Source organism: Citrobacter sp. CK202, assembly GCF_030333225.1.
Lineage (GTDB): Bacteria > Pseudomonadota > Gammaproteobacteria > Enterobacterales > Enterobacteriaceae > Citrobacter_B > Citrobacter_B koseri.
On the sequence record NZ_JAOWGI010000021.1, the window covers coordinates 391474 to 414485 of the forward strand.

Annotated in this window: 23 protein-coding genes; 18 read left to right on the forward strand and 5 right to left on the reverse strand. The window is 56.0% G+C overall.

Annotated elements, in window-relative coordinates:
- Nucleotides 1-260: 260 nt before the first annotated feature.
- The 4 genes from hslO to igaA form a co-directional block, all read right to left on the reverse strand.
- Nucleotides 261-1139: an Hsp33 family molecular chaperone HslO gene (gene hslO / locus OGX84_RS07485; RefSeq protein ID WP_024131015.1), complete on the reverse strand. Its 879-nt coding sequence runs from the start codon at nucleotides 1137-1139 to the stop codon at nucleotides 261-263.
- Between the two features lie 24 nt (nucleotides 1140-1163).
- Nucleotides 1164-1565, reverse strand: a complete 402-nt coding sequence (gene hslR / locus OGX84_RS07490) for a ribosome-associated heat shock protein Hsp15 (RefSeq protein WP_012135509.1) — start codon at nucleotides 1563-1565, stop codon at nucleotides 1164-1166.
- A 10-nt stretch (nucleotides 1566-1575) separates the two neighbouring features.
- Nucleotides 1576-2244, reverse strand: a complete 669-nt coding sequence (gene yrfG, locus OGX84_RS07495; RefSeq protein WP_012135508.1) for a GMP/IMP nucleotidase — start codon at nucleotides 2242-2244, stop codon at nucleotides 1576-1578.
- A gap of 81 nt (nucleotides 2245-2325) precedes the next feature.
- Entirely contained in the window at nucleotides 2326-4458 is a 2133-nt protein-coding gene (igaA, locus tag OGX84_RS07500) for an intracellular growth attenuator protein IgaA (protein ID WP_049012024.1), read from the reverse strand.
- Between the two features lie 322 nt (nucleotides 4459-4780).
- Here igaA and nudE point away from each other — a divergent pair, with 322 nt between their 5' ends.
- A complete protein-coding gene (gene nudE, locus OGX84_RS07505; protein WP_012135506.1) occupies nucleotides 4781-5341 on the forward strand; it encodes an ADP compounds hydrolase NudE in 561 nt (186 codons plus the stop codon).
- A 92-nt stretch (nucleotides 5342-5433) separates the two neighbouring features.
- Here the strand turns inward: nudE and mrcA are convergent, their stop codons facing one another.
- Nucleotides 5434-7986, reverse strand: a complete 2553-nt coding sequence (gene mrcA, locus OGX84_RS07510; RefSeq protein WP_047460696.1) for a peptidoglycan glycosyltransferase/peptidoglycan DD-transpeptidase MrcA — start codon at nucleotides 7984-7986, stop codon at nucleotides 5434-5436.
- Nucleotides 7987-8106: 120 nt separating this feature from the next.
- On the opposite strand from mrcA, the gene OGX84_RS07515 reads away from it, so the two are divergent.
- The 17 genes from OGX84_RS07515 (at nucleotide 8107) to OGX84_RS07595 (ending at nucleotide 23010) form a co-directional block, all read left to right on the forward strand.
- On the forward strand, nucleotides 8107-8886 hold the full coding sequence (locus OGX84_RS07515) for a type IV pilus biogenesis protein PilM (RefSeq protein ID WP_101744199.1): 780 nt from the start codon (nucleotides 8107-8109) through the stop codon (nucleotides 8884-8886).
- On the forward strand, nucleotides 8886-9425 hold the full coding sequence (locus OGX84_RS07520; protein WP_180961902.1) for a PilN domain-containing protein: 540 nt from the start codon (nucleotides 8886-8888) through the stop codon (nucleotides 9423-9425). The genes OGX84_RS07515 and OGX84_RS07520 overlap by 1 nt, the downstream gene beginning before the upstream one ends.
- Nucleotides 9409-9879, forward strand: coding sequence for a HofO family protein (locus OGX84_RS07525; RefSeq protein WP_101744201.1), 471 nt, complete (start codon nucleotides 9409-9411; stop codon nucleotides 9877-9879). The genes OGX84_RS07520 and OGX84_RS07525 overlap by 17 nt, the downstream gene beginning before the upstream one ends.
- On the forward strand, nucleotides 9872-10273 hold the full coding sequence (locus OGX84_RS07530; RefSeq protein ID WP_012135501.1) for a DUF2531 family protein: 402 nt from the start codon (nucleotides 9872-9874) through the stop codon (nucleotides 10271-10273). The genes OGX84_RS07525 and OGX84_RS07530 overlap by 8 nt, the downstream gene beginning before the upstream one ends.
- Entirely contained in the window at nucleotides 10185-11423 is a 1239-nt protein-coding gene (hofQ, locus tag OGX84_RS07535; RefSeq protein ID WP_101744202.1) for a DNA uptake porin HofQ, read from the forward strand. The genes OGX84_RS07530 and hofQ overlap by 89 nt, the downstream gene beginning before the upstream one ends.
- Before the next feature lie 308 nt (nucleotides 11424-11731).
- Entirely contained in the window at nucleotides 11732-12253 is a 522-nt protein-coding gene (gene aroK / locus OGX84_RS07540) for a shikimate kinase AroK (RefSeq protein ID WP_012135498.1), read from the forward strand.
- Between the two features lie 58 nt (nucleotides 12254-12311).
- Nucleotides 12312-13400: a 3-dehydroquinate synthase gene (gene aroB / locus OGX84_RS07545; RefSeq protein WP_047460717.1), complete on the forward strand. Its 1089-nt coding sequence runs from the start codon at nucleotides 12312-12314 to the stop codon at nucleotides 13398-13400.
- Nucleotides 13401-13496: 96 nt separating this feature from the next.
- Nucleotides 13497-14783, forward strand: a complete 1287-nt coding sequence (damX, locus tag OGX84_RS07550; RefSeq protein WP_112001451.1) for a cell division protein DamX — start codon at nucleotides 13497-13499, stop codon at nucleotides 14781-14783.
- 72 nt (nucleotides 14784-14855) lie between these two features.
- Nucleotides 14856-15692, forward strand: a complete 837-nt coding sequence (gene dam / locus OGX84_RS07555) for an adenine-specific DNA-methyltransferase (protein ID WP_012135494.1) — start codon at nucleotides 14856-14858, stop codon at nucleotides 15690-15692.
- 17 nt (nucleotides 15693-15709) lie between these two features.
- The gene (gene rpe / locus OGX84_RS07560) at nucleotides 15710-16387 is read left to right on the forward strand and encodes a ribulose-phosphate 3-epimerase (protein WP_012135493.1); all 678 of its coding nucleotides are present in this window, start codon (nucleotides 15710-15712) and stop codon (nucleotides 16385-16387) included.
- Nucleotides 16380-17138, forward strand: coding sequence for a phosphoglycolate phosphatase (gene gph, locus OGX84_RS07565; RefSeq protein ID WP_115181039.1), 759 nt, complete (start codon nucleotides 16380-16382; stop codon nucleotides 17136-17138). Before rpe ends, gph begins: the two co-directional genes overlap by 8 nt.
- Complete coding sequence (gene trpS / locus OGX84_RS07570; RefSeq protein ID WP_012135491.1) at nucleotides 17131-18135, forward strand: tryptophan--tRNA ligase; 1005 nt, start codon at nucleotides 17131-17133, stop codon at nucleotides 18133-18135. Before gph ends, trpS begins: the two co-directional genes overlap by 8 nt.
- A gap of 237 nt (nucleotides 18136-18372) precedes the next feature.
- Nucleotides 18373-19278, forward strand: a complete 906-nt coding sequence (gene yhfZ / locus OGX84_RS07575) for a GntR family transcriptional regulator YhfZ (protein WP_024131011.1) — start codon at nucleotides 18373-18375, stop codon at nucleotides 19276-19278.
- Between the two features lie 20 nt (nucleotides 19279-19298).
- Nucleotides 19299-19661 (forward strand): PRD domain-containing protein, encoded by a 363-nt coding sequence (locus tag OGX84_RS07580; RefSeq protein ID WP_200075936.1) that lies wholly within the window; start codon nucleotides 19299-19301, stop codon nucleotides 19659-19661.
- 84 nt (nucleotides 19662-19745) lie between these two features.
- Entirely contained in the window at nucleotides 19746-20909 is a 1164-nt protein-coding gene (locus tag OGX84_RS07585) for a YhfX family PLP-dependent enzyme (protein WP_275165926.1), read from the forward strand.
- Nucleotides 20909-22135: a phosphopentomutase gene (locus tag OGX84_RS07590; protein WP_275165927.1), complete on the forward strand. Its 1227-nt coding sequence runs from the start codon at nucleotides 20909-20911 to the stop codon at nucleotides 22133-22135. Before OGX84_RS07585 ends, OGX84_RS07590 begins: the two co-directional genes overlap by 1 nt.
- On the forward strand, nucleotides 22132-23010 hold the full coding sequence (locus OGX84_RS07595; RefSeq protein ID WP_286457653.1) for a phosphotriesterase-related protein: 879 nt from the start codon (nucleotides 22132-22134) through the stop codon (nucleotides 23008-23010). Before OGX84_RS07590 ends, OGX84_RS07595 begins: the two co-directional genes overlap by 4 nt.
- Nucleotides 23011-23012 lie beyond the last annotated feature (2 nt).

A 23012-nucleotide genomic window follows, 5' to 3' on the forward strand; every position in this document is an offset into this window, starting at 1 on the left:
GAACCCTTTTTTGTTGTGGAAAATGTTCTTAAAACGTTAAAAATGAGTGTATTCTGCGGGAATGTTGTGAGTGTAATCGCATTCATGTAAGAAATTTACGAAACCCTTACATATAAAATATCGATTCACCACGAAGGAAAAAATGAACAAAAAGTGCGGAATTTTGCGGGGCAGGCCGGATGACGACGCGGATGCGTCTTATCCGACCTGTAAATGAGTAAGCCTGATGAGCGATTCGCCATCAGGCTTTTTACTAGTGATTAATGCACCTGCGGGTCGGCAGGGGAGGCGTTGTTGCGGATTTCCGCAATGTCCATCGCGTTGAACAGATAGTGGCTGCCGCAGTAATCGCAGTGCATATCGATCTCGCCTTCTTCCGCCAGGATGCTGTCCACTTCTTCATCCGGCAGCGTTTTCAGCGCGCCCGCACAGCGTTCACGAGAACAGGTACACTTGAACTCAACGTCCTGCGGGTCGTAGAGCGTGACTTCTTCTTCATGGTACAAACGCCACAACACATCGTTAGCCGGAAGGGTCAGCAACTCTTCGGTTTTGATGGTTCCGGTCAGCGTCGCCAGGTGATCGAAGTCGTCTGCCTGCGCGTTCTGCGCGGGCATTACCTGTAGCAGCATTCCGCCCGCCGCCGGTTTGCCTTCCACCTCGCCAGTGCGGATGAACAGGCGTGTCGGCAACTGTTCGGAACGCAGGAAGTAATCTTCCAGACACGCTGCCAGCGTGTCGCCTTCCAGACCGACCACGCCCTGATAACGCTCGCCTTCTTCCGGCGTAATGGTGATCACCAGATAGCCGTTGCCCACCAGCGTTTTCAGATCCGCGTTTTCCGGCACTTCGCCCTGTACGCGAGCGACGCCGCGCATCTGCTGGTTGTTATTGCCGTTGATCACCGCCAGGCTCAGCGGGCCGTCGCCCTGTAGCTGCACGGTAATGTCACCGGCAAATTTCAGCGTGGCGGTCAGCAGGCTGGTGGCGACCAGCAGCTCGGCCAGCACGGTTTTTACCGGCTGCGGATAGGCGTGGTTTTCGAGGATCTGTTGCAGGGTTTCCGATACGGTCACCAGTTCGCCGCGCACGGCAAAGTTTTCAAACAGATAACGATGTAATTGGTCATGTTGCGGCATAATCATCTCTCTTGCGGGTGACAGTCACTCACTGTCGCCGTGTTTAAATCGTAACAGGTCGCGGCGCTCTTTTTTATCCGGTCGCCTGTCCGGGTGCGGCATGGTTAATGCGTTAAGTTTGCGTGCCTGCGCCATTTTTTCGCGTTTTTCCACGCTCTCCGCTGTTTCTTCATACAGCGTAACGGCTTCGCTCGCCGGACGGCGCTGCTCGGTAATGCCTTTAATGACTACCGTCCGCTCGTCGTTGCCCTGGCGCAGGGTCAGCGTCGCATTCAGCTCGACAATCTTGCCCGGCTTGCTGCGCTGCCCGTTATAGTGCACCTTACCGCCTTCAACCATTTCGCGGGCCAATGCACGGGTTTTATAAAAGCGTGCGGCCCACAGCCATTTATCCAGTCGGACCTCAACAGAGGGCTTTTCTTTCATGGCGTCTCCTTCACATCAGTGAGGGGATCAGTCGGCGGTAATCATTCAACGACGGATGGCGTGCATACTGCTTTTCCGCAATGCCGGAGTCGGGATTGGTCACGCCGAGGCAGTAACGAATGCCGAATTGGGCGGCGGCGTCGAGAATCGGTTCGCTGTCGTCGATAAACAGCGTTTTCTCTGCGCTTATTCCCGTTTCTTCAGCCACTGCGTGCCATAACCGCTGATCCTCTTTGGGATAACCAAATGTGTGGGTGGAAAGTAATAAATCAAGGTGTGATGCCAGACCGGTATGTTCCAGCTTCACCGCCAGGTTATGCGGGTGCGCGTTGGTCAGCAGAATGCGGCGTTTACCGCGGGCTTTTAACGCATCCAGAAACGGCACGGTATCTTCGCGCAGCACGGCGCGCGGCCCCTGTGCCGTCGTCATGGCGCAAATGTCCAGACCCAGCCGCTCGCTCCAGTAATCAAGACAGTACCAGTTTAGCGTATGCTGCACGGCATGATACTGCTGGCGAATATAGTCCTGGGCTTCCTGTGCAGTGATTCCCTGCTGTGCGCCATAGGTTTCCGGCACCAGTTTCTGCCAGAAATAGTTATCGAATGCCAGATCGAGCAGTGTGCCGTCCATGTCCAGCAAAACGGTATCGACGTCCTGCCAGGCAATATCAATATGCATGGGAATTCTCCAGATGAGATTGCCGCCAAATCCTGGCGGCTTTTGCCGGATATGCGCTACAGGGTAGCATACCGTGAGCTGTCAGATGAGGCTTTCCGGGGAGGCGATCAGCTTTGGATTCAGGCAGTTTTCATAATATTCCTGAATTTCCGCCATACGGGTGCGGTTACGCTGATAACGTCTGAACGCCTGAATACCGTTGTAAGCGGCGCAGCCCAGCATGGTGAGCATCAGCAACGTCGTGCCAAGGTAGCGCCATAAACCGGAACGATCCGGGATGCGGTGCAGGCCGATGTGCTGCGTGCCGTTGGCGTCGGTGTAGACACGGGTGACGATCCCTTCGGCGCTAAACGGCGTTTGCATTAACATCTGTGCCAGGCGCTGGAATGCGCCCCACTGTTCCTGAGCGGGGTAATCGTACAGGGACATCGACGGCCACGGCTGATCAACCAGATCGCTGCCTTCATCGCTGATAATCAGGAAGCCGCCCGGCGCGGGGCTGTTAAGCGCCTGTGCGGCGCGCGCGGTTTCACGGGAGATAAACGGCGCGGTTGAGGTCGTCACCAGGTTATCGAGCGACTCCGCGCTGACAGGGCGCAGCAGAACGTTCACGCCGTCAAGTTTGCCCGCATTCGCGCGTTTGACCAGCGCGGCCCAGTTTTTGCTGTTGCCGAGGTTCACCAGCGCGTTTTTCAGGCGCACGCATTCGTCTTCGGCGGCGCACAGATCGGCGGTCTTTAATACGATGTCGCCGAAATCATCCAGCAATACCATCCCGGACTTTTGAATCGCCGAACGTAGCGACGCGCTAACGCGGGAGTCATCTTCCGGCTTCGGGTGCAGCTGGCGGTTGATGGCCTGGGTCAGCGCCGTGGCTTTGTTGACGAGATCGGACTCGGGCAGCGGCAGCGTCCGCGCGTCATTCCAGATGATTTGCGAGCAATCAAACGGCATAAAAGGGGAGTTCGGCTGCGCAGTCCAGCTACCAGACTGATGGATATTACACATGCCTTTGCCGCTCAGATGCAGCGTATCGCCCACGCGAACTCCGGCGTCGTGGAGCTGTTTAACGCTGGTGGCCTCAATGGTTTGCGCGCCTTTCATCCACGACAAAGTGAATTTGATCGGCATATCCAGCGGGATCCAAAAGAGCAGCATAAACAGCACCAGCAGCGATCCGCCCGCAATAACGGCGCTACGCAGCCAGTGTTGCAACGGGAAATTTTTCACCTCGTCATGCAGGGAGAGAAAACGCCCTTGCCGCGCGACGTGGCGATCCAGATAGATATCAATATCCGTTTGCTGCCCGAGATCCTGTGCGATATAGGGTTGCCAGTGGGCAGGGTAAATCAGGTCAATAATCCCCAGCGAAATATTGTTGATCTGCTCCTGATCGTTTTCGCCAAACAGCCCCCAGCGACGCGGGGTTCCCCGCAGGCAGTGAATCTCCCGCAGCGAGGTTTTAGATGGCGGAGCGAACAGCCCCCAGAGACCTGCGGCGAGCAGCAGAATTGCGCCGCCCGCAATCCACGGCACGAAGACATCCGGCGTAATTAAGCAACAGAAGAACAGCAGGAATGAGGCCACAATCAGCGATGCTTCGCGCAGCCCCGCGGGGCGGCTGAGCGCATACTCTTCGTGAGTTTCCTGACGAATGTTCAGCAGTTCAATTTGCTCGCTCTCTTCGCCACGAATCGACGCCTGGGTGGAGGAGGTATGCTGTAGCGCATAGCCGCGCGTCTCCTGCATGTACTCCTGCAACGTGTGGCCGTTAAGCGAGATGACCAAAGGAAGCGTATCGGTATGGATCAGCTCAACGTTATTTTCGTCATTGATGTACTGTTCCCAGAACGGCGGCAAATGAACCTCAACGGAATCAAGGTAATATCGCCATTTATTGGGATCGTCGGTCGTAATGCCGTAACGCGTAATGGAATGGGTCAGAATAATGACGTTATTACTCTGGGCATTCAGCGTTAACGACACGGGAGCGGTGCTGGCGCCTGTCGGCCCCGGCACCTGCTGAATCTGACTGAGGTTGTCGAGATAGTTTTCAACCGCACTGCGCTCTTCCGGCGTTAGCTTGCGCGTCGCGGCGTCTGAAAAGGCGCTGATCCAGGGCAGATTCTGCCGCCTGGCTCTTACTCTGAGTAGCCATCCTGCCAGTAGAGAGCAGGCCAGCAAAGCAGCTAAGAAAATCAAAATGGTGCTCATGCTTTCCCCATCTTACTAAGTCTGTCAGGCGTGGTCAGTCGCACCCTGTCGAATAAATGTGATGCTGTGGTTGGCTATCGGCAAGCGTGGAGTTGAACTTGAGCATTTTTACGCGCATCCCAGTGAACGCGGATCATAGCAAACCCACCAAAAGCGGAATATCAGCAAATTCCTGGAGTTATTTCAACCTATTGACTTTTAATTTTAAATGGGAATTAATTTTTACCACGTTACATAAATGTAAATAAACGGCAATTCACATTGCCGAAACCGTGCTGTATATCGCACAATGGCACCAGATTTCACTGCATAGATTCTCACGATGAGCAAATCATTACAAAAACCCACCATTTTGAAAGTTGAAACTGTCGCGAAATCCCGGCTGTTTAACGTCGAAAGTGTGGATCTCGAATTCAGCAACGGCGTGCGCCGCGTCTATGAGCGTATGCGTCCGTCCACTCGTGAAGCGGTAATGATTGTGCCGATCGTAGACGATCACCTGATTCTGATCCGTGAATATGCCGTGGGCACGGAGTCTTATGAGCTGGGGTTCTCCAAAGGGTTGATCGACCCTGGCGAAACCGTTTTTGAAGCGGCGAACCGCGAACTGAAAGAAGAAGTTGGGTTTGGCGCGAACGATCTGACGTTCCTCAAAAAGCTCAGCATGGCGCCGTCCTATTTTTCCAGCAAAATGAACATTGTGATAGCGGAAGACCTCTATCCTGAATCACTGGAAGGCGACGAGCCGGAACCGCTGCCGCAGGTGCGCTGGCCGCTGACGCATTTAATGGATCTGCTGGAAGAACCGGATTTCAGTGAAGCGCGAAACGTCAGCGCGCTGTTCCTGGTCCGTGAGTGGCTGAAGGGGCAGGGGCGGTTGTAATTTATATTGCCGGATGGCGGCTGACTTTTACCTGGCCTACAACAAAACGTAGGCCGGATAAGACGCCTCAGGCGTCGCCATCCGGCAAAAGATCAAAACAGTTCGTGTGTCTCACCGTTATCGATAATGGTGGTGCCCACCTCATGCACCGCCTGCTGCGTTGGCTGAGTGCCTTCGATAAAGTATTCCGCGCGGCTGTTACCGCCGTTTGCCAGTTGCCCGGTGCTTCTGTCGATATTGATCGTCACGATGCCCGGAGGCGGCGTCAACGGCTCTTCAGGAACCCCTTCCAGCACGGCTTTCATGTAAGCATCCCATGCGGGTTGCGCACTTTTCGCGCCACCTTCGTAACCAGAAATCTGGTCTTTGATCGCCCCGGACGCGGTAGTGCGCCCCAGATCGCGACGGTGATCGTCAAAGCCGATCCACACGGAAGTCACCACGCCCGGGCCGTAACCGGAGAACCAGGCATCTTTCGAGCTGTTGGTGGTTCCGGTTTTTCCGCCGATATCATGACGTTGCAGGTCGCGACCCGCGCGCCAGCCGGTGCCCATCCAGCCGGGTTCGCCGAAGATGTTGCTGTTCAGCGCGCTCTTAATCAGGAAGGCCAGCGGCGTGTTGATCACATGTGGAGCATATTCCTGCATTCCGCTTTGCGCCACTAACGCCTGGTTAGCCTGCTCCAGTTTTGGCATCGGCACGGTGGCGTTTTGCTGCTCCTGAGAGATGGCGACATCTTCAACGTTATTGTTTTCCAGCACGTTGGATTTTTGGGTATCACCGTAAATGACCGGGATATCGCAATCCGGGCAGGCGATTTTCGGCTTCGCTTCGAAGATCACGCCGCCCTGGTCGGTCTCTATCTTGCTGATGAAATACGGGTCTACCAGGAAGCCGCCGTTAGACATTACCGCATAACCGCGCGCCACCTGCATCGGGGTGAAGGACGCGGAGCCCAGCGCCAGCGATTCGGTATGCACGATGTTCTGCGCCGGGAAACCGAAGCGTTGCAGATACTCTGCGGCGTAATCCACGCCCATCGCGCGCATCGCCCGCACCATCACCACGTTTTTCGACTGACCCAGACCCTGACGTAAGCGGATTGGCCCGGCATACTGCGGCGGGGAGTTTTTTGGCCGCCAGTCGGAACCGGCGCCAGCATCCCAGCGGGAAATCGGCACGTCGTTCAGCATACTCGCCAGCGTCAGACCTTTATCCATCGCGGCGGTATAGAGGAACGGTTTGATGTTCGACCCGACCTGACGCAGCGCCTGCGTGGCGCGGTTGAATTTACTCTGGTTGAAGTCAAAACCGCCGACCAGCGCCAGAACCGCGCCGTTTTGCGGGTTGATGGAAACCAGCGCCGAGTTCACATCCGGGACTTGCGCCAGCCACCAGGCATCACCCATCTGGCGAACCCAGATTTGTTGGCCTGTCTGTACGGCGTCGGTCACTTTACGCGGCGTCGGGCCCTGTTGGGTATCCGAACGGTAAGGGCGCGCCCAGCGTACGCCTTCCATCCGCAGCGACACGGAGGTGCCATCAGCGAGCATCGCGGTGGCTTCCTGCGGATTCGCGCCGGTAATGACGGCGGGCAGCAACGGCCCGTAGGTTGGCAGGGCTTTCAGCGTGTCGGTGATTTTTTTGTTGTCCCAGGCGGTTTCGCCTACTTTCCACAGCACGTTCGACGGCCCGCGATAGCCGTGGCGCATGTCGTAGTCCAGCACGTTGTTACGCACGGCTTGCTGCGCCGCCTGCTGTACTTTGCGGGTGATCGTGGTGTAAATGCGATACCCGTCTTCATAGGCGCTTTCGCCATAACGGCTGTACATTTCCTGGCGCACCATTTCCGACAGATACGGCGCTGAGAACGCGATTTCCGGCGCATGGTAATTGGCGTCAATCGCTTCGCCGCGCGCCTGATCGTACTGCGCCTGGGTGATGTAGCCTTCGCTCAACATACGAGACAGCACCACGTTACGACGCGCCGTCGCCCGATCCATCGAGTAGAGCGGGTTAAATGTGGAAGGGGCTTTCGGCAGACCGGCAATCACCGCCATTTCGCTCAGGGTGAGCTGATCGACCGTCTTACCGAAATAGACCTGCGCCGCCGCGCCGACGCCGTAGGCACGGTAGCCGAGGTAGATCTTGTTCAGGTAAAGTTCGAGGATCTCATCTTTGCTCAGCATCTGCTCAATGCGGATTGCCAGGAACGCTTCCTTAATTTTACGCATCAGCGTGCGTTCCGGGCTCAGGAAGAAGTTTCTCGCCAGCTGCTGGGTGATGGTACTTGCCCCCTGTGAGGCATGGCCTGAGAACAGCGCGACGCTGGCCGCACGGAAGATCCCTACCGGATCGACGCCATGATGCTCGTAAAAGCGGCTGTCTTCCGTAGCGATAAAGGCTTTAACCATTTCCGGCGGCATCTGGTCAAGCGTGACCGGGATACGACGTTTTTCGCCATACTGCGCGATCAGCTCGCCATCCGCGCTGTAAACCTGCATCGGAATCTGCAAACGCACGTCTTTTAAGGTCGCGACGTCAGGTAGTTGCGGCTCGATATAGCGGTAGAGGCCATAAATCGAGCCTGCTCCCAGCAGGATGCAACATACTGCAAGGATCAATAAATACTTTACGAACTTCACTGGAGATTTCCCATTTAGTGTCATTTGGGCAGTTTATAAACAAACGCGCGGTAGTATAAAGGCAAGCCAGACGCATTGATATACCCGTAAGAGCGACCATTGATAAGGAGATCATAAGCAATGGCTTTCAGGTTCTGGCAAATTGGCCTTCATATTCAGCAGCATGAGGCGCTGGCTGTCGCCGTGGTTCGCGGCGCGTCAGGCTGGTCTTTACAACGCTGGTGGCGGGTGCCGCTGGCGGAACGCACCTTCGTTGACGGGCATCTTCGCGAGCCTGAACAGCTCGTCGATGCGTTGCTTCCGTGGCGTCGTTCGCTTCCTCACCGGCATCATATTTATCTCTCTTTCCCTGCCTGCCGGACGCTGCAAAAGCATTTTCCGCGCCCGGAAATGGCGCTGCGCGAACGTGAACAAACGGCGTGGCTGACCGGCGCGATGGCGCGTGAGCTGGATATGCCCCCCGACGCCCTGTGCTTTGACTATCGCGAAGATACCCTGACTCCGGCATTTAACGTGACCGCCGCCCAAAGCAAGGAGGTAGCGACCTTATTAACGCTGGCGCAAAAACTGAAAATGCAGGTGACGGCGATTACGCCGGATGCCTGCGCATTACAGCGCTTTATTCCTTATCTGCTGGCGCACCAGCAGTGTCTGGCCTGGCGTGACGAAGAACAGTGGCTGTGGGCGACGCGCTATGCGTGGGGACGAAAACCGCTACAAGAGGCGGCCTGCGCCGACAGTCTTGCCGCGACGTTGTCCATTGAGCCGGAAAGTCTGACGGTGTGCGGCGCGGGCGGCTTCGAACCCTGGTGCGCGGTTGCCATTCGCCAGCCTCCCGTTCCGCCGGAAGGCCATACCTTTGCCATCGCACTGGGATTAGCAATGGGGGCGCCGTGCTGATGAGTCATCCGGTCAACTTTTTGCCCTGGCGTCAGTCCCGGCGGCGCGAATGTCTGCGATTCTGGAGCGTTATGTTCAGCGGTTCACTGCTGCTGACCATCGCGCTGGGGTGCATCCATGAGGTTACGCTCACGGCGCAAAAGCGGGTGGATGCGCAGTGGTCGATCGCAGAAAAAGAGCGCGCCGCCGCGCTGCTGGCGATCCAACCCCGCTTACAGCAGCGGCAGACCGCGTGGCAGCAAGCGTTGCAGCGGCAAACGGAATATGAGCAGACGCGGCGCTGGCAGAGCGTGCTGGAAGGGATGGCGGCGCTGTTGCCCGAGCAGGCGTGGCTAACCCGGTTATCCTGGCAGCAGGGAACGCTGGAACTTGAGGGATACGCGACGACATTTCTTGCGTTAAACACGCTGGAAACCGCGTTGCGTCATCATCCTGATTTCCCGTTAGCCGGGAGTGGGGCAACGCAGCAGGATGCGCAGGGACGCTGGCAATTTCATTACCCGTTAAAAAGGAGCCTCGCAGATGGTCGCGCTTTTTGACCTCTGGTGCGGATTATTGCCGCGAACCCGCCTCTTCTGCTGGTTAGGCTGGAGCCTGGGGCTGGGATTACTAGTTTGTTTATACACGTTTTCTTCGGGCGCGCAGCAACAGGAGCGGCAACGAACGGCGCTGGCGCAACAGCGGGCGGCTATCGACCGGCAGTGGCGGGGTCTGCGCCAGATCGCCGCATCAATGGATATGTCTCGTTTAGCGTCGGCCAGCAAGCGCGTGCCTTTTTCCCCTCTGGATTTTCAGCGCTCTCCGGTACGCCTTCTTCACTGGCAGCCTTCCGCGCAGGGCGGCGAGCTGGCGCTGGCATCCACCTGGGAGGCGGTTCCGCAACTGTTCAGTCGGCTGGCGGAGCGTGGCATGCGCATTAACCGCTTTTCGCTTGTTCCGCAGGAGACGGAGCTGCTGTTGACGCTACAGCTGGAGCGGCTGACTGATGACTAAGCGCTGGCTGTTGGTCTGTAGCTGCCTGCTGATGCTGACCGGAATGCGCGACCCCTTCAAACCGCCGGAGGACCGATGCCGGATCGCTGAACTGCCGATGTGGCGTTACCAGGGCGTGGTGAGTCAGGGAGAGCGCCTGACTGGCATTCTCAAAGACAGCCAGCAGAAGTGGCGGCGCGTCGAACAATATCAGGTGCTGGAGAACGGCTGGACGATTTCCCGACTGACGGCAGACAGTATAACGCTTGAGACCGGTAAAGGCTGTGAACCGTCACAGTGGCGGTGGCAACGACAAGGAGAAGTGAATGAAGCGATGGATAGCCGCAGCGTTGATCGCCGTGATGCCCGCCGTACAGGCGGGGAAAGCGCAAAACGTGACGCTGGTGGTGGATGATGTTCCTGTTGTTCAGGTGTTGCAGGCGCTTGCCGCGCAGGAGAAGAAGAATCTGGTGGTCTCGCCTGACGTCAGCGGTTCGCTGTCGCTGAGTCTGACGAATGTGCCGTGGAAGCAGGCGGTGCAGACGGTCATAAAAAGCGCCGGGCTGGTGCTGCGCCAGGAGGGGAATATTCTGCATGTTCACTCGGTTCACTGGCAAAACGAAAACGCCGCGCGGCAGGAGGCCGAGCAGGCAAGGCTTCGGGCCAACTTACCGCTGGAGGATCGCAGTATTTCTCTGCAATACGCCGATGCCTCCGAACTGGCAAAAGCGGGAGAAAAACTGCTGAGCGCCAAAGGCAGTATGACGGTAGATAAGCGCACCAACCGGTTATTGCTTCGGGATAACAACGCCGCGCTGGCGGCGCTGGAAAAGTGGGCGGCGCAAATGGATCTCCCCGTTGAGCAGGTTGAACTGGCGGCGCATATCGTCACCATAAATGAAAAAAGCCTGCGTGAGCTGGGGGTAAAGTGGACGCTGGCGGACGCGCAACAGGCCGGGTCGCCAGGGCAGGTGACGTCGCTTGCCAGCGATCTGTCCGTCGCGGCCGCCACGTCTCGCGTCGGGTTTAACATCGGGCGCATCAACGGTCGCTTGTTGGATCTTGAGCTTTCCGCCCTGGAGCAGAAGCAGCAACTTGATATTATCGCCAGCCCACGACTGCTGGCTTCGCACCTGCAACCCGCCAGTATTAAGCAGGGGAGCGAAATCCCGTATCAGGTCTCCAGCGGCGAGAGCGGGGCGACGTCCGTGGAGTTTAAAGAAGCGGTGCTGGGGATGGAGGTGACACCCACCGTTTTGCCGAAGGGACGCATTCGCCTGAAACTTCACATCAGCCAGAACGTTCCCGGTCAGGTGCTACAGCAGGCGGATGGCGAAGTGCTGGCGATCGATAAGCAGGAGATCGACACACAGGTCGAGGTTAAAAGCGGCGAAACGCTGGCGCTGGGCGGCATCTTTTCGCGCAAAAACAAATCCGCTAAAGATAGCGTCCCGCTGTTAGGCGATATCCCCTGGCTTGGTTCCCTTTTCAGCCATGATGGAAAAGAGAACGAGCGGCGCGAACTGGTGGTGTTCATTACCCCCAGACTGGTTGCGGCAGAATAATTTATGCCTGAAATCGCGCTGTTTTTGCACTGAACACGTTTCAGGGATTTGACGTGGGGGTGTATTTAGCATACAAGGAGTACCGATTTGAGAGTTGGTTCTTCTCGTCGCTATCCGGCGACGCTGCCTCCGGGGTTGTCTACAATATGTCTTGGTAATTTATTCAGTTGCCAAACCCGTTGGAGTATTGAGATAATTTTCAGTCTGACTCTCGCAATATCTTATGAGGTTTCAGTTCATGTCCTGCTGCGCAAGGTGTCTGCGACGCGGGTTTATCATTAACGAATTGTCTTAGTAGTACCGAAAAAATGGCAGAGAAACGCAATATCTTTCTGGTTGGGCCTATGGGTGCCGGAAAAAGCACTATTGGGCGCCAGTTAGCTCAACAACTCAATATGGAATTTTACGATTCTGATCAAGAGATTGAGAAACGAACCGGAGCTGATGTGGGCTGGGTCTTCGATGTAGAAGGTGAAGACGGCTTCCGTGATCGCGAAGAAAAAGTCATCAACGAGTTGACGGAAAAACAGGGTATTGTGCTGGCAACCGGCGGTGGCTCTGTAAAATCACGTGAAACGCGTAACCGTCTCTCCGCGCGTGGCGTCGTGGTGTATCTTGAAACGACAATCGAAAAACAACTTGCGCGTACGCAGCGCGACAAGAAACGCCCGCTGTTGCAGGTAGAAGCTCCGCCTCGTGAAGTTCTGGAAGCGTTGGCCAACGAACGCAATCCTCTGTATGAAGAGATTGCCGACGTGACCATTCGTACCGACGATCAGAGCGCTAAGGTCGTGGCAAACCAGATTATTCATATGCTGGAAAGCAACTGATTCTGGCTTAATACATACTCGGTAAGCGGGTACAAGTAACTAAGGTGGATGTCGCGTCATGGAGAGGATTACAGTTACTCTCGGGGAACGTAGTTACCCTATCACCATCGCGGCTGGTTTGTTTAACGAACCAGCTTCATTCTTACCGCTGAAATCGGGCGATCAGGTTATGTTGGTGACCAACGAAACCCTGGCTCCCCTTTACCTTGATAAGATCCGTAGCGTACTTGAACAGGCGGGGGTTAACGTAGATAGCGTTATCCTGCCCGATGGCGAAAAGTATAAAAGCCTGACGGTACTTGATACGGTTTTCACCGCGTTACTGCAAAAACCGCACGGTCGCGATACCACGCTGGTTGCCCTCGGCGGCGGCGTGATTGGCGACCTTACCGGTTTCGCCGCCGCCAGCTATCAGCGTGGCGTGCGCTTTATCCAGGTCCCGACGACATTGCTGTCGCAGGTCGACTCCTCCGTAGGCGGGAAAACCGCTGTAAACCATCCCCTCGGCAAGAACATGATCGGCGCGTTCTACCAGCCTGCTTCTGTGGTGGTGGATCTCGACTGTCTGAAAACGCTTCCTGCGCGTGAGCTGGCATCGGGTCTGGCGGAAGTGATCAAATACGGCATCATTCTTGACGGTGAATTTTTCACCTGGCTTGAGGACAATCTGGACGCGTTATTACGTCTGGAAGGTCCGGCAATGGCGTACTGTATCCGCCGTTGTTGTGAGCTGAAAGCCGAAGTTGTCGCAGCAGACGAGCGCGAAACGGGCTTACGTGCTTTACTGAATCTGGGACATACCTTTGGTCATGCCATTGAAGCTGAAATGGGTTATGGCAATTGGTTACACGGTGAAGCTGTCGCCGCTGGTATGGTGATGGCGGCGCGCACGTCAGAGCGTCTCGGTCAGTTTAGCGCTGCGGATACGCAACGCATTATTACGCTGCTCCAGCGCGCAGGTCTGCCTGTACACGGGCCGCGTGAGATGTCTGCTCAGGCGTATTTGCCACACATGCTGCGCGATAAGAAAGTCCTGGCGGGCGAAATGCGCTTAGTGCTCCCGCTGGCGATAGGGAAAAGTGAAGTACGCGGCGGAGTGCCGCACGAAATCGTTCTCAGCGCTATTGCTGACTGTCAGCAGGCGTAACAACAAGAAAGGTCGGACTGATACTGCACGGTATTGGTCATTTAAATTCAGGTTAACTGCAACGTCGTAAGCATTAACCTTTGAGTGGGGTGTTAAATGGATGAATTCAAACCAGAAGACGAGCTGAAACCCGATCCCAGCGATCGTCGTACTGGTCGTACTCGTCAATCTTCTGAACGCGATAATGATCCACAGATCAATTTCGATGACGTCGACCTGGATACGGACGATCGTCGTCCAGGGCGTGCGCGAAAGGCGCGTGAGGAAGAGCAGTACAGCGAAGACGATTATGAATCCGATGATGCAGTGGATGAAGAACGCGTAGAGCGTCGTCCCCGCAAACGTAAGAAAGCCGCCAGCAAACCCGCTTCCCGTCAATACATCATGATGGGTGTCGGCGTTCTGGTGTTGCTGCTGCTGATCATCGGTATTGGCTCCGCGCTGAAAGCTCCTTCACCCTCCTCTTCCAGCGATCAAACGGCGTCTGCCGAGAAGAGCATCGATCTTTCCGGCAATAACGCGACCGATCAGGCAAGCGCCACGCAGTCTGCGCCAGACGCTGAACAGACCGCCGGAAACACGCAGCAGGATGTTTCTCTGCCGCCGATCGCCTCAACGCCAACGCAGGGTCAGGCGCCTGCCGCGACCGAAGGCCAACAGCGTGTGGAAGTTCAGGGCGATCTGAACAATGCGCTGACTCAGCCGCAGGGCCAGGAACAGGTTAACAATGTGGTGGCGAACTCCACGCTGCCGACGGAACCTGCCACCGTTGCGCCAATCCGCAACGGCAATGCGCCGCGTCAGACGGCGACGACGCAATCGGGCGAGCGTCAGACCACTACGCGCCCGGAACGTAAGCAGGTTGTGATTGAGCCGAAGAAACCGCAGACCACCGCGAAAGCGACGCCAGCGGAACCGAAGCCGACCACGCAGCCGAAACGTAGCGAACCTGCCGCGCCGGTCGCGACGACGAAAGCGCCAGCAACTTCCGCGCCAGCGGCAACGACCGCGCCGAAAGCCACCGCTGCGCCTGCACAAACCGCAGCGCCAGCGCAAACTACAGCGGCAGCCGGTAGTGCGGCTGGTACGAAAAGCACAGGTAACGTGGGTTCGCTGAAGTCTGCGCCTTCCAGCCATTACACCCTGCAACTCAGCAGTTCTTCTAACTACGACAACCTGAACGGTTGGGCGAAGAAAGAAAACCTGAAAAACTATGTGGTGTATCAGACGACGCGTAACGGCCAGCCGTGGTATGTTCTGGTAACGGGTGTGTATGCGTCTAAAGATGATGCCAAACGTGCGGTGTCTACGTTGCCAGCCGATGTGCAGGCGAAAAACCCGTGGGCAAAACCGTTGCATCAGGTGCAGGCCGATCTGAAGTAATAGTCATGTTAAAGCGCAGGATGCTGTCGGAGCTTTCTCCACAGCCGGAGAAGGTGTAATTAGTTAGTCAGCATGAAAAAGAATCGCGCTTTTCTGAAGTGGGCAGGGGGGAAATACCCCCTGCTTGATGACATCAAACGGCATTTACCGAAAGGTGAATGCTTGGTTGAACCCTTTGTGGGGGCCGGGTCGGTGTTTCTTAACACCGACTTTTCTCGTTATATTCTTGCCGATATTAATAGTGACCTTATCAGCCTCTATAACATCGTGAAGTCGCGTACTGAAGAGTATGTGCGGGCTTCCCGCGAGCTGTTTACGCCTGAGACGAATCAGGCCGAGGTTTACTATCAACTCCGTGAAGAGTTCAATACGAGCCGGGAGCCGTTCCGTCGAGCGGTCCTGTTCTTATACCTGAACCGCTATGGTTACAACGGCCTGTGCCGCTATAACTTGCGTGGGGAGTTTAACGTGCCGTTTGGCCGTTACAAAAAGCCCTACTTCCCGGAAACGGAGTTGTACCATTTTGCCAAAAAAGCGCAGAATGCAGAGTTTCATTGCCTTTCGTATGAAGAGTGTATGGATCGTGCTGATAGCAATTCTGTGGTCTATTGCGATCCGCCTTACGCACCGCTTTCTGCGACGGCGAATTTCACCGCTTATCATACCAATAGCTTCAGCCCAAAAGAGCAGGCGCGCCTGGCGGAGATGGCAGAAAAGCTGGTCAGCAAGCGGATCCCGGTGTTAATTTCGAACCATGACACGCCCGATACCCGCGAGTGGTACAAAGCGGCGAAACATTTTCAGGTCAAAGTGCGTCGCAGTATAAGCAGCAATGGCGGCACACGTAAAAAGGTGGACGAACTGCTGGCTCTGTACCAACCAGGAGTCGTAACGCCTGCGAAAAAATAATTCTCAAGGAGAAGCGGATGAAACAGTATTTGATTGCCCCCTCAATTCTGTCGGCTGATTTTGCCCGCCTGGGTGAGGACACCGCGAAAGTGCTGGCTGCTGGTGCGGATGTCGTGCATTTTGACGTCATGGACAACCACTATGTGCCGAACCTGACCATCGGCCCGATGGTGCTGAAATCCCTGCGCAAATACGGTATTACCGCACCCATCGACGTGCATTTGATGGTGAAGCCGGTTGACCGCATCGTGCCGGATTTCGCCGCAGCGGGCGCCAGCATCATTACGTTTCATCCCGAAGCCTCCGAGCATGTCGATCGTACCTTGCAGCTGATTAAAGAAAACGGCTGTAAAGCGGGTCTGGTGTTTAACCCGGCCACGCCGCTGAGTTATCTGGATTACGTGATGGATAAGCTGGATGTGATCCTGCTGATGTCCGTCAACCCGGGTTTTGGCGGCCAGTCTTTTATTCCGCACACGCTGGAGAAGCTGCGTGAAGTGCGCCGTCGTATTGATGAGTCAGGTTATGACATTCGCCTGGAAGTGGACGGCGGCGTCAAGGTGAACAACATCGGCGAAATCGCCGCGGCGGGCGCAGACATGTTTGTGGCAGGCTCCGCGATTTTCGACCAACCAGACTACAAAAAAGTCATTGATGAAATGCGCAGTGAACTGGCAAAGGTAAGTCATGGATAAATTGCAGGATATTCGGGGTGTCGCCTTTGACCTCGACGGCACGCTGGTCGACAGCGCGCCGGGATTAGCCGCTGCGGTAGATATGGCGTTATACGCGCTGGAACTGCCTACCGCTGGCGAAGATCGCGTAATTACCTGGATTGGTAACGGCGCGGATGTATTGATGGAGCGTGCGCTCGCCTGGGCTCGACAGGAACGCGCTACGTTACGTAAAACAATGGGCAAACCGCCTGTTGATGATGAGATCCCCGCCGAGGAGCAGGTGCGTATTTTGCGTAAGCTGTTCGACCGCTACTATGGCGATGTGGCGGAAGAAGGGACGTTCCTGTTCCCGCACGTAGCCGATACGCTGGGCGCGCTGCATGCCAAAGGGCTGCCGCTTGGACTGGTGACCAATAAGCCGACGCCGTTTGTGGCGCCGCTGCTTGAAGCGCTGGATATCGCCAAATACTTCAGCGTGGTTATTGGCGGCGACGATGTGCAGAACAAAAAGCCGCATCCCGATCCGCTGCTGCTGGTGGCAAAGCGGATGAGCGTCGCGCCTGAACAGATGCTCTTTGTGGGCGATTCGCGTAACGACATTCAGGCTGCAAAAGCGGCTGGCTGCCCGTCGGTCGGCCTCACGTACGGCTACAACTATGGCGAATCAATCGCTCTTAGCCAGCCGGATGTGATTTACGACACTATTAATGACCTTCTGCCCGCTCTCGGGCTTCCGCATAGCGAAAATCAGGAATCGAAAAATGACTAAGCCCATCGTTTTTAGTGGCGCACAGCCCTCAGGTGAATTGACCATTGGCAACTATATGGGTGCGCTGCGTCAGTGGGTGAACATGCAGGATGACTATCATTGCATTTACTGCATCGTTGACCAGCATGCGATCACCGTGCGTCAGGATGCACAGCAGCTGCGTAAGGCGACGCTGGATACGCTGGCGCTCTACCTGGCGTGTGGTATCGATCCTGAGAAAAGCACCATCTTTGTTCAGTCCCATGTGCCGGAGCACGCGCAGCTGGGCTGGGCGCTGAACTGCTACACCTATTTCGGCGAACTGAGCCGGATGACCCAGTTCAAAGACAAATCCGCGCGCTATGCCGAGAACATCAACGCCGGTCTGTTTGATTACCCGGTTCTGATGGCGGCAGACATTTTGCTGTATCAAACGAATCAGGTGCCGGTGGGTGAAGATCAGAAACAGCATCTGGAATTGAGCCGCGACATCGCGCAGCGTTTTAACGCGCTGTATGGCGATATCTTTAACGTTCCTGAGCCGTTTATTCCAAAATCCGGCGCGCGCGTGATGTCACTGCTGGAACCGACCAAAAAGATGTCCAAGTCGGACGATAACCGTAACAACGTCATCGGCCTGCTGGAAGACCCGAAATCGGTGGTGAAAAAAATCAAACGTGCGGTGACGGATTCCGACGAGCCGCCGGTAGTGCGCTACGACATCCAGAATAAAGCGGGGGTGTCTAACCTGCTGGATATCCTCTCCGCCGTAACCGGCCAGAGCATCCCTGAACTGGAGCAGCATTTCGAAGGCAAGATGTATGGTCATCTGAAAGGTGAAGTGGCTGAAGCCGTTTCCGGTATGCTGACCGAGTTGCAGGAGCGTTATCATCGCTTCCGCAGCGACGAAGCCTTCTTGCAGAAAGTGATGAAAGAAGGGGCGGAAAAAGCCAGCGCCCGTGCTTCCGAAACGCTGAAAGCGGTCTACGAAGCGATCGGCTTTGTCGCGAAGCCGTAATGCGCACCGCGCCGTAGGCCAGATAAGGCGTTTACGCCGCCACCCGGCGTAAACACGGCGAGGGCCTACAGTGATGCGACACCACACATTAAAAAACCGGGGATTTCCCGGTTTTTTTGTCTCTCTGCGTACCCGTGACGAAAAACTGTGAGGCGTCTCGCCGTTTACGCACATCGTCATTGCGCGATATCTTCATTTTAATGAATATATAAATATTCACTTTACTGAAAATTTATGATGCGTCGAACATTTATCAAAAAAGAGGGGGTCGTGCTGACGACCCTGGCCCGCTACCTGCTTGGTGAGAAATGCGGTAACCGTTTGAAAACGATAGATGAACTGGCTAATGAATGCCACTCATCGGTGGGGTTAACGCAGGCCGCATTAAAAACGCTGGAGTCCTCCGGGGCGATCCGTATTGAGCGTCGTGGGCGCAACGGCAGCTTCCTGGTGGAGATGGATAACAAAACGTTGTTGTCGCATGTGGACATCAGCAACGTTGTTTGCGCGATGCCGCTGCCGTACACCCGTCTGTATGAAGGGCTGGCGAGCGGGCTGAAAGCGCAGTTTGAAGGGATTCCATTTTATTACGCGCACATGCGTGGGGCGGATATCCGGGTTGAGTGCCTGCTGAATGGCGTCTACGACATGGCCGTGGTGTCGCGTCTGGCCGCAGAGAGCTACCTGGCGCAAAACGGGTTGCGCATCGCGCTGGAACTGGGGCCACACACCTATGTCGGCGAGCACCAGTTGATCTGCCGTAAAGGCGAATCCGACCGGGTGAAGCGAGTGGGGCTGGATAACCGTTCGGCAGATCAGAAAATCATGACTGAAGCCTGTTTCGGCAAAAGTGATGTGGAGCTGATAGACCTCTCTTATCACGAAAGTCTTCAGCGCATTGTGAAAGGCGATGTGGATGCGGTGATCTGGAATGTGGTGGCGGAAGCGGAGCTGGCATTGCTGGGGTTAGAAGCGACGCCGCTCACCCGCGATCCTCGATTCTTGCAGGCCACCGAAGCCGTGGTGCTGACCCGGTCGGACGATTACCCGATGCAGCAACTGCTGCGCGCCGTGGTGGACAAACAGGCGCTGCTCGCCCATCAGCAACGTGTGGTCAGCGGTGAACAGGAACCCAGTTACTAAGTTAATCAAAGGCATTGTAAATGGAAAACAGACTCAGCCTGCTGTGTGACGCAGGGGTTATCGACGAAGATATTTGCCGTGGCATGTTGCAGGTCGTCAGACGACTGGACGAGGAGTGGAAGCTGCCGGTGCATACCGAGCAGGGAACGATGGCGATAACCCACATGGCCAGCGCGTTAATGCGCAGTCGCCGGGGAGAGGTGATTGACGCGCTGGACCACGAACTGTTGGCGGAACTGACGCAATCTCCCCACTGGCCCGCGATTTTGTTGGCGCACCAGGCGCTGCTGGCGGAGTTTGCGGTTTCGCTTCATGCCAATGAGGAAGGTTATTTGTTGGCAAATCTATATGGGCTGTGGATGGCGGCGCACGAAGCGTCGTGAGGAACACCGTACATCAACGTACCACACCTTAAATATTCAAAAAAATGAATATTTAATTCAGGGATTAGAAACCGAGGCACAAAGATGTTTATACACGCATTGAAACGCCAGAATCCGGCGCTGATTACCGCCGCGATCCGACTCTGGCAGCAGGGAAGGATCGTCCCGGACAGCTGGGTGATTGATGTTGATCAGGTGCTGGAAAACGGGAAGCGCCTGGTTGATACGGCTCATCAATACGGCATCACGCTGTATCTGATGACAAAACAGCTTGGGCGCAATCCCTGGCTGGCGGAAAAGCTGCTGGCGTTGGGATATGCCGGAATTGTCACGGTGGATTACAAAGAGGCCAGGGTCATGCGCCGCGCCGGATTGCCGGTGGCGCATCAGGGGCATTTAGTGCAGATCCCCTCCCGGCAGATTGACGAAGCGGTGGAGCAAGGGACGGACGTGATTACGCTCTTTTCGCTGGAGAAGGCGCGTGAAGTATCGGCGGCGGCGGTGAAGGCCGGGCGCGTGCAGGCGGTAATGCTGAAGATTTACGGCGAGCAGGATTTTCTTTATCCGGGGCAGGAGAGCGGCTTCCCGCTGGCGCGCCTTGATGAGGCAGTGAATGACATTCGCTGTCTGCCGGGGCTCCATGTCACGGGGTTAACGCATTTCCCCTGCCTGCTGTGGGATGACGCATCAGGCGAGACCAGGCCGACGCCCAATCTGCATTCTCTGGTCAAGGCGAGGCAGCAACTGGAAGAGCGGGAGATTGCCATTGAGCAGCTTAATGCGCCCTCTGCAACCAGCTGCGCGTCTTTGCCGCTGTTGGCGCGGTATGGCGTCACCCATGCCGAACCGGGCCATGCGCTGACCGGCACTATTCCGTCGAATCAGCAAGGCGATCAGCCTGAACGCATTGCGATGCTCTGGCTGAGTGAAATTTCGCACCATTTTCGTGGCAACAGCTACTGCTATGGCGGCGGCTATTACCGCCGGGGACATGCGCGCAACGCGCTCGTTTTTACGCCGGAAAACGACGTTCCCGCGAAGACGACGCTGGAACCCGTCGATGACAGCAGTATCGACTACTACCTGCCGCTTGCAGGGACGTTTCCGGTGAGCAGCGCCGTGGTGCTTTGTTTTCGTACCCAAATTTTTGTGACGCGCAGTGATGTGGTGCTGGTGTCTGGCATTCAGCGCGGCGCGGCGGAAATCGTCGCCCGTTATGACAGTCTCGGAAACGTACTGGAGGCGTAATGGCTCGTTTTGTGGTGCTGGTGATTGATAGCTTCGGCGTTGGCGCAATGAAGGATGTGGCGGAGGTTCGCCCGCAGGATGTCGGAGCGAATACCTGCGGACATATTCTGCGTCAGCTCCCGCAGCTACATCTGCCGACGCTGGAGAAACTGGGGTTGATTAACGCGCTGGGCTATGCGCCAGGCGTTATGGCTCCCTCGGCATCGGCAGTGTGGGGGATCGCGGAATTGCAGCATGAAGGAGGGGATACCTTCATGGGGCATCAGGAGATTTTAGGCACGCGTCCGCAGGCGCCGCTGCGTATGCCGTTTAGCGAGGTGATTGATCGCGTTGAGCTGGCGCTGAAGGCGGCGGGCTGGCAGGTAGAGCGACGTGGCGGCGAACTGGCGTTCCTGTGGGTCAATGAGTCGGTGGCGATAGGCGATAACCTCGAAGCGGATTTAGGGCAGGTTTACAACATTACCGCCAACCTTTCCGCCATCGCCTTTGACGAGGTGCTGAAGATTGGCCGCATTGTGCGTGAACACGCGCAGGTGGGGCGCGTCATTGCATTCGGCGGCACGCTTCACGACAGCCAGCGGATTCTGGACGTCGCAGAAACGAAAGAGGGGCGTTTTATTGGCATCAATTCGCCGCGATCCGGCGCATATGAGAGCGGTTTTCAGGTTGTTCATATGGGCTATGGCGTGGATGAGCGGGTTCAGGTGCCGCAAAAACTGCATGAGGTTGGCGTGCCGACCGTGCTGATCGGCAAAGTGGCGGATATCGTGGCGAACCCTCACGGACGTAGCTGGCAAAACTTGGTGGACAGCCAGCGCATCATGGATATCACGCGCGATGAATTCAGTGCCGCCCGGCACGCGTTTATCTGCACCAACATCCAGGAAACCGATCTGGCGGGACACGCCCAGGATGTCGCACGTTATGCGGAACGTTTGCAGGTGGTTGACCGTAATCTTGCGCGGCTGACAAGCGAGATGACACCCGATGATTGTCTGCTGGTGATGGCCGACCACGGCAACGATCCGACGATAGGTCACAGTCACCATACCCGTGAAAGAGTGCCGATTCTGGTCTACCGGCAGGGGCTGAAGCCTGTTCAGTTAGGCCTTCGCGCCACGCTGTCGGATGTGGGCGCGACGGTCTGTGAGTTCTTTGGCGCGCCCGCGCCACAAAACGGCACCTCTTTCTTTTCGTCATTACAGCTCACAGGAGACGCCTTATGAATTTTGATACGTCAGGCTACACCTGGGCCCATGAGCATCTGCACATCGATCTCTCCGGGTTCAAAAATAACCTCGACTGCCGGTTAGATCAGTACGATCTCATTTGTCAGGAGATGAAAGATCTGCGGGCGTTGGGCGTGCGCAACATCATTGAAATGACTAACCGCTATATGGGGCGCAACCCGCAATTCATGCTTGATTTGATGCGGGATAGCGGGATAAACGTGGTGGCCTGCACGGGTTACTACCAGGACGCATTTTTCCCTGAGCATGTCGCGACCCGCAGCGTGGAACAGCTTGCGCAGGAGATGATCGATGAGATTGTCATCGGTATTGATAACACGACGCTGAAAGCCGGAATTATTGCGGAAATCGGCTCCAGTGAAGGGGTGATTACGCCGCTGGAAGAGAAGGTGTTTATCGCCGCTGCGCGCGCCCACAATGAAACCGGACGCCCCATTTCCACCCATACCTCGTTCAGTACGATGGGGCTGGAGCAACTGGCCTTGTTGCAGGCGCAGGGCGTCGATCTCTCCCACGTGGTGGTTGGTCATTGCGATCTGAAAGATAACCTCGACGGCATTTTGCAGATGATCGATCTCGGCGCGTACGTGCAGTTCGACACCATCGGCAAAAACAACTACTACCCGGATGAAAAGCGCATCGACATGCTGAATGCGCTGCGCCAGCGTGGTTTGCTCAACCGCGTGATGCTTTCGATGGATATTACCCGCCGCTCCCATCTAAAAGCCAATGGCGGCAATGGCTACGACTACCTGTTAACCACCTTTATCCCACAGCTGCGCCAGTCAGGATTCAGTCAGGCCGATGTGGACACGATGTTGCGTGATAACCCCTCACAATTTTTCCAATAAGG

Bases quoted from the DNA above. Each gene is read 5' to 3' on its own strand.
- OGX84_RS07525 (WP_101744201.1), top strand. From the start codon at position 9,409: ATGGTCGCGCTTTTTGACCTCTGGTGCGGATTATTGCCGCGAACCCGC.
- OGX84_RS07520 (WP_180961902.1), top strand. From the start codon at position 8,886: ATGAGTCATCCGGTCAACTTTTTGCCCTGGCGTCAGTCCCGGCGGCGC.
- rpe (WP_012135493.1), top strand. From the start codon at position 15,710: ATGAAACAGTATTTGATTGCCCCCTCAATTCTGTCGGCTGATTTTGCC.
- OGX84_RS07590 (WP_275165927.1), top strand. From the start codon at position 20,909: ATGGCTCGTTTTGTGGTGCTGGTGATTGATAGCTTCGGCGTTGGCGCA.
- OGX84_RS07515 (WP_101744199.1), top strand. From the start codon at position 8,107: ATGGCTTTCAGGTTCTGGCAAATTGGCCTTCATATTCAGCAGCATGAG.
- gph (WP_115181039.1), top strand. From the start codon at position 16,380: ATGGATAAATTGCAGGATATTCGGGGTGTCGCCTTTGACCTCGACGGC.
- hslR (WP_012135509.1), bottom strand. From the start codon at position 1,565: ATGAAAGAAAAGCCCTCTGTTGAGGTCCGACTGGATAAATGGCTGTGG.
- OGX84_RS07580 (WP_200075936.1), top strand. From the start codon at position 19,299: ATGGAAAACAGACTCAGCCTGCTGTGTGACGCAGGGGTTATCGACGAA.
- nudE (WP_012135506.1), top strand. From the start codon at position 4,781: ATGAGCAAATCATTACAAAAACCCACCATTTTGAAAGTTGAAACTGTC.
- OGX84_RS07585 (WP_275165926.1), top strand. From the start codon at position 19,746: ATGTTTATACACGCATTGAAACGCCAGAATCCGGCGCTGATTACCGCC.
- yhfZ (WP_024131011.1), top strand. From the start codon at position 18,373: ATGCGTCGAACATTTATCAAAAAAGAGGGGGTCGTGCTGACGACCCTG.
- hofQ (WP_101744202.1), top strand. From the start codon at position 10,185: ATGAAGCGATGGATAGCCGCAGCGTTGATCGCCGTGATGCCCGCCGTA.
- OGX84_RS07530 (WP_012135501.1), top strand. From the start codon at position 9,872: ATGACTAAGCGCTGGCTGTTGGTCTGTAGCTGCCTGCTGATGCTGACC.
- OGX84_RS07595 (WP_286457653.1), top strand. From the start codon at position 22,132: ATGAATTTTGATACGTCAGGCTACACCTGGGCCCATGAGCATCTGCAC.
- yrfG (WP_012135508.1), bottom strand. From the start codon at position 2,244: ATGCATATTGATATTGCCTGGCAGGACGTCGATACCGTTTTGCTGGAC.
- aroK (WP_012135498.1), top strand. From the start codon at position 11,732: ATGGCAGAGAAACGCAATATCTTTCTGGTTGGGCCTATGGGTGCCGGA.
- aroB (WP_047460717.1), top strand. From the start codon at position 12,312: ATGGAGAGGATTACAGTTACTCTCGGGGAACGTAGTTACCCTATCACC.
- trpS (WP_012135491.1), top strand. From the start codon at position 17,131: ATGACTAAGCCCATCGTTTTTAGTGGCGCACAGCCCTCAGGTGAATTG.
- hslO (WP_024131015.1), bottom strand. From the start codon at position 1,139: ATGCCGCAACATGACCAATTACATCGTTATCTGTTTGAAAACTTTGCC.
- dam (WP_012135494.1), top strand. From the start codon at position 14,856: ATGAAAAAGAATCGCGCTTTTCTGAAGTGGGCAGGGGGGAAATACCCC.
- igaA (WP_049012024.1), bottom strand. From the start codon at position 4,458: ATGAGCACCATTTTGATTTTCTTAGCTGCTTTGCTGGCCTGCTCTCTA.
- damX (WP_112001451.1), top strand. From the start codon at position 13,497: ATGGATGAATTCAAACCAGAAGACGAGCTGAAACCCGATCCCAGCGAT.